Genomic DNA, 6,677 nt, shown 5'->3' on the forward strand with positions numbered 1-6,677 from the left:
CTCAGACGCCCTCGCGCCACCCCGCGGCGATCTCGCAGAAGAGATCGGTCGCCTCGGGCTCGCCGACGCTCACGCGGATGCCCTCGCCCGCGAACGGGCGGACGACGACCCCGGCGCTCGCGGCCTCGGCGGCGCGGGCGACGGTCTGCTCGCCGAGCGGCAGCCACACGAAGTTCGCCTGCGTCTCGGGCAGGTCCCAGCCCTGGGCGGTGAGGAGGTCGACGAGCCGGGTGCGTTCGTCGACGAGCTCGTCGACGATCTCGAGGAGCCGGTCCTGGACGCCGATCGCGGCGATCGCGGCGCGCTGCGCGACGTGCGAGACGCCGAAGGGCGTCGCGACCGCGCGGATGCCCGCCGCGAGGCGCGGGCGCGCGACGGCGTAGCCGACGCGCAGCCCGGCGAGCCCGTAGGCCTTGGAGAGGGTGCGGAGCAGCACGACGTTGGGGTGCGCGGCGTAAACCTCGACGCCGTCGGGCGCCTCGGGGTCGCGGACGAACTCGACGTAGGCCTCGTCGAGCACGACGACGACGTGCCGCGGCACCGCGGCGAGGAACGCGTCGAGCTCGTCGGCGTGGACCGCGGGGCCGGTCGGGTTGTTGGGCGTGCACACGAGGACGACCTTCGTGCGCTCGGTGACGGCTGCGGCCATCGCGGGCAGGTCGAGGCGTCCGCCTGCGGCGAGCGGGACGCGCACGCCCGTGCCGCCCGCGACCTGGATGGCGATGGGGTAGGCCTCGAAGGACCGCCACGGGAGGACGACCTCGTCGCCGGCGTCGACGAACGCGCCGAGCACGTGCGCGAGCACCGCGACGGAGCCGTTGCCAGCAACGACCTCCTCGGCGCGCACGCCGATCATCCCGGCGATCGCCTCGCAGAGCTCGCTCGCGTGCATGTCGGGGTAACGGTTGGTGTCCTGCGCGGCGTCGACGATCGCAGCGAGCACCGCGGGGTGCACGGGATAGGGGTTCTCGTTCGAGGAGAGCTTGAACGAGGTCGCTCCTGCACGGGCGCCGGGGACGTAGGCGGGCAGCGCGTCGACCGCGGGCCGCAGCTGAGGGTTGTCGCTCACGCAGGACAGCATCCCACTGACACGGCGGTGGGTGGCTGGCAGGATCGAGGCATGACCTTCGTGCTGCGTGTCATCGTCAACGCCTTCGCCCTGTGGATCACGTCGCTGCTCGTCACGGGCTTCAACATCGTCGGGGCGAGCTCGGCGGAGGGCAAGATCTTCGTCCTGCTGGGTGTCGCGGCGATCTTCGGGGTGGTCAACGCGGCGGTGCGGCCGGTCGTGGCGTTCCTCTCGGTGCCGTTCTACATCCTCACGCTCGGGCTGTTCACGTTCGTCGTCAACACCCTCATGCTCCTGCTCACGGTGTGGATCACGGAGCGGACGTCGTGGGGCATCCGGATCGACGGCGGGTTCTGGACGGCGTTCCTCGCGGCCCTGCTCGTCACGGTCGTGTCATTCTTCGGGTCTCTCGCGATCGGGCGCGCCGACCGCAAGGACCGCTGACACTGCTGACAGGGACCTCAGTCCCTGGGCTTGTGGGACCCCCACAAAGAATCACCGGTCCACGTGGCGCGGCAGCCTATCCCTTCGTCGATGATGTCTGCTTACGCTGGCGTAGGTTACGCAACCGTAGCCAGCGTCGGCCGCCCGGTCGGCGTCCCGCCGAGAGTCCTCGGGGAGAACCTTCGTGACCGACGACGCGACCGACAGCACGGGCCCGACCGGCGACGCCGTGCCCATGGTGCAGCTGCTCACGCCCACGGGCGAGCGCACGACCGATCCGCGCTGGGAGCCCTACCGGGAGCGGGCCGCGCACCTCGACCACGGCCACGTGCGCGACCTGTGGCGCGACATGGTGCTCGTGCGGGCCTTCGACGACGAGGCCACGTCGCTCCAGCGACAGGGCCAGCTCGGCCTGTGGGCGCAGTGCCTCGGCCAGGAGGCCGCGCAGGTCGGCTCGGGCCGCGCGCTCGCCCCGCAGGACTACGTCTTCCCGTCGTACCGGGAGCACGGCGTCGCGCACACGCGTGGCGTCGACCTCGCGCAGATCCTCCGGCTGTTCCGTGGCGTCGACCACGGTGGCTGGGACGGCGAGGCGCACCGGTTCCACAACTACACGCTGGTCATCGGGTCGCACACGCTGCACGCGACGGGCTACGCGATGGGCGTCCAGCGCGACGGCGTCGTCGGCACGGGCGATCCGACGGTCGACACGGCGGTCGTCGCGTACTTCGGCGACGGTGCGACGGCGCAGGGCGACGTCAACGAGGCGCTCGTCTTTGCGGCCGTCAACCAGGCGCCGCTCGTGCTGTTCTGTCAGAACAACCAGTTCGCGATCTCGGAGCCCAACGAGCGTCAGTTCCGCGTGCCGGTCGCGCGCCGCGGCGAGGGCTTCGGCGTGCCGGGTGTGCGCGTCGACGGGAACGACGTCCTCGCGAGCTACGCGGTGACCCAGGAGGCGCTCGAGCGGGCCCGCTCGGGCGGTGGACCGAGCCTCGTCGAGGCGTTCACGTTCCGCATGGGCGCGCACACGACGTCCGACGATCCGACGCGTTACCGCACGCGCGAGCTCGAGCAGCAGTGGCGCGAGCGCGATCCCATCGCTCGCATCGAGGCGATGCTCCGCCGCGAGGGCGGCTGGGACGATGCGTGGGCGGCGCAGGTCGTCGAGGAGGCCGCCGACCTCGGCGCACGCGTGCGCGAGACGGTGCGGTCGATGCCCGCGCCCGCGCCCGCGAGCATGTTCGACCACGTCTATGCGACCCCGCACGCGGCGGTCGAGGACGACCGCGCGTTCTTCGCCGAGTACGAGTCCGGTTTCGCCGACGGAGGTGCCCGATGACCACGACGTCCACGCAGCCCGCGATCGAGGCGCAGGTCGCGCCGTTCCCCACGGGCACGACGACGCTGCCGCTCGCCAAGGCGATCACGCTCGCGATGCGTCAGGCGCTCGCGGAGGACCCGAAGGTTCTCGTCATGGGGGAGGACGTCGGCCGTCTCGGTGGCGTCTTCCGTGTGACGGACGGTCTTCAGGCGGAGTTCGGCGAGGACCGCGTCGTCGACACGCCGCTCGCGGAGTCGGGGATCGTCGGCACGGCGATCGGGCTCGCGATGCGCGGCTACCGCTCGGTCCTCGAGATCCAGTTCGACGGTTTCATCTTCCCGGCGTTCGACCAGATCACGACGCAGCTCGCGAAGATGCGGTACCGCACGTCGGGGCGTGTGAGCCTGCCGATCGTCATCCGCGTCCCGTACGGCGGGGGCATCGGCGCGGTCGAGCACCACTCGGAGAGCCCTGAGGCGCTCTTCGCACACACGGCGGGTCTGCGTGTCGTCTCGCCGTCGAACCCGGCGGACGCCTACCGCATGCTGCGCGAGGCGATCGCGTCGCCGGACCCGGTGCTCTTCCTCGAGCCGAAGGGCCGCTACTGGGACAAGGGCCCGGTCGAGGTCGCGCCTCTCGCGCTCCCGGCGGCAGGTGCGCCGACGGCGTACGACGCGATCGGGCACGAGACGCTCGACCGCGCGGTCGTCGTCCGGCCGGGCACGGACCTCACGCTCGTCGCGTACGGGCCGTCGGTGCACGTCGCGCTCGCGGCGGCCGCGGCCGCCGCGGAGGAGGGTCGCAGCCTCGAGGTCGTCGACCTGCGGACGATCTCGCCCATCGACTTCCCGACGGTCGTGGAGTCGGCGCGTCGCACGGGTCGTTGCGTCGTCGTCCACGAGGCCCCTGTCTTCCACGGTGCGGGCGCGGAAGTCGCTGCGCGCGTGACGGAGGAGTGCTTCTTCTCGCTCGAGGCGCCGGTGCTGCGCGTCGGCGGGTTCCACACCCCGTACCCGGTCGCGAAGATCGAGCACGACTACCTGCCCGGGCTCGACCGCGTCCTCGACGCGGTCGACCGCTCGCTGGCCTTCTGAGACGGAGACGCTGTGCCGACCTTCGAGTCCTTCCCCCTGCCCGACGCCGGTGAGGGCCTCACCGAGGCCGAGATCGTCCAGTGGCACGTCGCGGTGGGCGACCGGGTGACGGTCAACCAGACGATCGTCGAGATCGAGACGGCGAAGTCGCTCGTCGAGCTGCCGAGCCCGTGGACGGGCGTCGTCGCGGAGATCCTCGTGCCGGAGGGCACGACGGTCGAGGTGGGGACGCCGATCGTCGTCGTCGACACGGACCCGGACGGTGCTGCGGCACCGGCCGCTCCGGCTCCTGCGGCGACGTCCGCGGCTGCGGCTGCTCCGAGCGTGCAGGACGGGGCCGACGCCGGCTCGGGGGCGGTGCTCGTCGGGTACGGCACGGCTGAGCACGCGTCGGTCCGACGTCCGCGCCGGGCGGCGCCGTCGGCCTCGCCGAGCGCGCCCGCGGCCGGGTCGGCCGTCGCGCCCGCGGGTTCTTCTTCGGGCGGCGTCGTGGCGCCCGCGCCGGTCCCGGCCCGCGCGCCGGTGGGCACTGCGGCGCCCGCCCCCGAGTCGTCGCGCGGTCCTGCGGTGGTGCTCGCGAAGCCGCCGGTCCGCAAGCTTGCGCGGGACCTCGGGGTCGACCTCACGTCGATCGTCCCGACGGGCCCGGGCGGCCTCGTCACGCGCGAGGATGTCGTCGCGCAGGCGGAGCGCGCGGACGCGCGCGAGCTCGCGACGTACGCGAACGACACCGACGACGACAGGCCGTGGCTCGCGCAGGGGTCGGTGACGTCCGACGGGCGGCAGACGCGCGTGCCGGTGCGGTCGGTGCGCAAGCGCACGGCCGAGGCCATGGTGGCGAGCGCGTTCTCGGCGCCGCACGTCACGGTGTTCCACACGGTCGACGTCACGCGGACGATGCGTCTCGTCGAGCGGCTGCGCGCGGACCGTGATTTCAAGGACGTGCGGGTGACGCCGCTGCTCGTCGCGATGAAGGCGCTGCTCATCGCGATCGACCGGCACCCGCAGATCAACGCGAGCTGGGACGACGCCGCGCAGGAGATCGTCTACAAGCACTACGTCAACCTCGGGATCGCGGCGGCGACTCCGAGGGGCCTCATGGTGCCGAACATCAAGGACGCGCACCGTGCGACGTTGCTGCAGCTCGCGGAGTCGCTCGCGGGGCTCACGCAGCTGGCGCGGACGGGGAAGACCCCGCCGGCGCACATGCAGGACGGCACGATCACGATCACGAACGTCGGTGTGTTCGGAATCGACACGGGGACGCCGATCCTCAACCCGGGGGAGGCAGCGATCCTCGCGTTCGGCGCGATCCGTGAGCAGCCGTGGGTCCACAAGGGGAAGATCAAGAAGCGGTGGGTGACGCAGCTGGCGCTGAGCGTCGATCACCGTCTTGTCGACGGTGAGCTGGCGAGCCGGGTGCTCGCCGACGTCGCGGCGGTGCTCCACGAGCCGGGCCAGGCGCTCGTCTGGATCTAGCACTCGCGCTCCCCGACAGATCGGCGCCGTCCCCCCGTCCGACGGGGGGACGGCGCCGATCCGTCAGGAGGCGGGTGCGGTCAGGCGGCGACGGGGACCGCGAGGACGAACTCGTCGGTCGTCGTGTCGCGCGTGAAGCCGACGGTCTCGTAGTACTGGGCGGTCCGTCCGGTGATCCCGGGCCGGGTGACGATGCGGTCGTAGCCGTGCCCGGCGAGGATGCCGGAGCGGCGGAAGACGTGCTCGCCGGGCGTGAAGTCCCGGTAGCGCTCGACGACGTGGTCGAGCGTGAGGCGTGCGGTGCCGTCGCCGGCGTCGTCGAGGAGAACGGCGCCGACGGTCTCATCACCGCGGAGGACGAGGTAGGCCTCGGTCGCGGGGACGTCGGCGGGCTCGACGCCGTGGAGCTTGACGATCTCGTCGTGGTGGCGCGTCAGCAGGTGGCGCAGGAGGGGTGCGTCGACGTCGGTGGGCACGACGTCGTAGCCGCCCACGTCCGCGTGCTGCTCCTTGAGGAGCTTGCGCAGCTGCACGACGTTGACGATCGCGAGGACGACGTTGAGCCCGACCATCGGCCACACGCCGACGGCGGTGTTGTAGCCGATGTGGACGAGGCACCCGGTGAGGTTGAGGATCCTCAGCCGCAGGATGCGTGTCTGCACGAGGGAGAGGACGAGGATCGCGGATCCGATCCAGCCGATGGCTTCGAGCATGGCGTGCTCCAGGGGGAACGGCATGATGCCGGGGCCGGCGGCTCTGCCGGCTCGTTCACGATAGCCCGGCTGGTGAGGCAGGTGACCGGCGTCACCGCTCACGGATTTGACCCTCGTGGAAACCTCCGCGTAACGTTCTACTCGTTCGCCCGGCAGGGAGGAACGGACACCGAGCAGGCCTCCGCGAGGAGTGAGCTGGTGGCCGGTCCCGCCTGGAGAACCACCCCCAGACTCGGAACAGCATCGCTGTGTCGCGGACGGGAACTGGCCGCCGGCCGCAACCAGGAACCGCAAGGAACCGAAGTTGACATCGGCAGGCGGGCAGAGTAAGTTTGAACGGTTGCCTCCGAGCAGGACCCGCAAGGGGAGAGCGAGGATGCGCGTCTGTTCCTTGAGAACTCAACAGTGTGCTTGATAGTCAATGCCAAATAACTCTCGTGCGAGAGGGATGCCGGCCGCTACATGGTGGTTCGGTGCCTGATCGTCGAGATTCCTTTGGAATGGACCGACGATTGTCGGTCATTGCCAGTTTAATTGGACCTTCGGGTCCGCTTCGT

The 6,677-nt window shown here is 71.3% G+C and carries 6 protein-coding genes; 4 read left to right on the top strand and 2 right to left on the bottom strand.

The genetic code is table 11. From position 1 onward, the window contains the following. Nucleotide 1 precedes the first annotated feature (1 nt). A complete protein-coding gene (gene hisC, locus IGS67_RS08525; protein WP_192279602.1) occupies nucleotides 2-1,081 on the bottom strand; it encodes a histidinol-phosphate transaminase in 1,080 nt (359 codons plus the stop codon). Nucleotides 1,082-1,120: 39 nt separating this feature from the next. On the opposite strand from hisC, the gene IGS67_RS08530 reads away from it, so the two are divergent. From IGS67_RS08530 to IGS67_RS08545, 4 genes are all read left to right on the top strand, one after another. Continuing rightward, on the top strand, nucleotides 1,121-1,513 hold the full coding sequence (locus IGS67_RS08530; protein WP_192279605.1) for a phage holin family protein: 393 nt from the start codon (nucleotides 1,121-1,123) through the stop codon (nucleotides 1,511-1,513). Nucleotides 1,514-1,697: 184 nt separating this feature from the next. Continuing rightward, on the top strand, nucleotides 1,698-2,852 hold the full coding sequence (pdhA, locus tag IGS67_RS08535) for a pyruvate dehydrogenase (acetyl-transferring) E1 component subunit alpha (RefSeq protein WP_407925816.1): 1,155 nt from the start codon (nucleotides 1,698-1,700) through the stop codon (nucleotides 2,850-2,852). Continuing rightward, the gene (locus IGS67_RS08540; RefSeq protein ID WP_192279607.1) at nucleotides 2,849-3,928 is read left to right on the top strand and encodes an alpha-ketoacid dehydrogenase subunit beta; all 1,080 of its coding nucleotides are present in this window, start codon (nucleotides 2,849-2,851) and stop codon (nucleotides 3,926-3,928) included. The genes pdhA and IGS67_RS08540 overlap by 4 nt, the downstream gene beginning before the upstream one ends. Nucleotides 3,929-3,940: 12 nt before the next feature. After that, on the top strand, nucleotides 3,941-5,407 hold the full coding sequence (locus IGS67_RS08545; protein WP_192279609.1) for a dihydrolipoamide acetyltransferase family protein: 1,467 nt from the start codon (nucleotides 3,941-3,943) through the stop codon (nucleotides 5,405-5,407). Nucleotides 5,408-5,487: 80 nt separating this feature from the next. Here IGS67_RS08545 and IGS67_RS08550 read toward each other — a convergent pair whose 3' ends face one another. After that, nucleotides 5,488-6,120, bottom strand: coding sequence for a YgjV family protein (locus tag IGS67_RS08550; RefSeq protein ID WP_192279611.1), 633 nt, complete (start codon nucleotides 6,118-6,120; stop codon nucleotides 5,488-5,490). Nucleotides 6,121-6,677 lie beyond the last annotated feature (557 nt).

The sequence above is a fragment of the Flavimobilis rhizosphaerae genome, from assembly GCF_014852685.1.
Lineage (GTDB): Bacteria > Actinomycetota > Actinomycetes > Actinomycetales > Cellulomonadaceae > Flavimobilis > Flavimobilis rhizosphaerae.

What these genes read in the sequence shown, in the direction of transcription:
- IGS67_RS08530 (WP_192279605.1), top strand. Translation starts at nt 1,121, where the DNA reads ATGACCTTCGTGCTGCGTGTCATCGTCAACGCCTTCGCCCTGTGGATC.
- hisC (WP_192279602.1), bottom strand. Translation starts at nt 1,081, where the DNA reads ATGCTGTCCTGCGTGAGCGACAACCCTCAGCTGCGGCCCGCGGTCGAC.
- IGS67_RS08550 (WP_192279611.1), bottom strand. Translation starts at nt 6,120, where the DNA reads ATGCTCGAAGCCATCGGCTGGATCGGATCCGCGATCCTCGTCCTCTCC.
- IGS67_RS08540 (WP_192279607.1), top strand. Translation starts at nt 2,849, where the DNA reads ATGACCACGACGTCCACGCAGCCCGCGATCGAGGCGCAGGTCGCGCCG.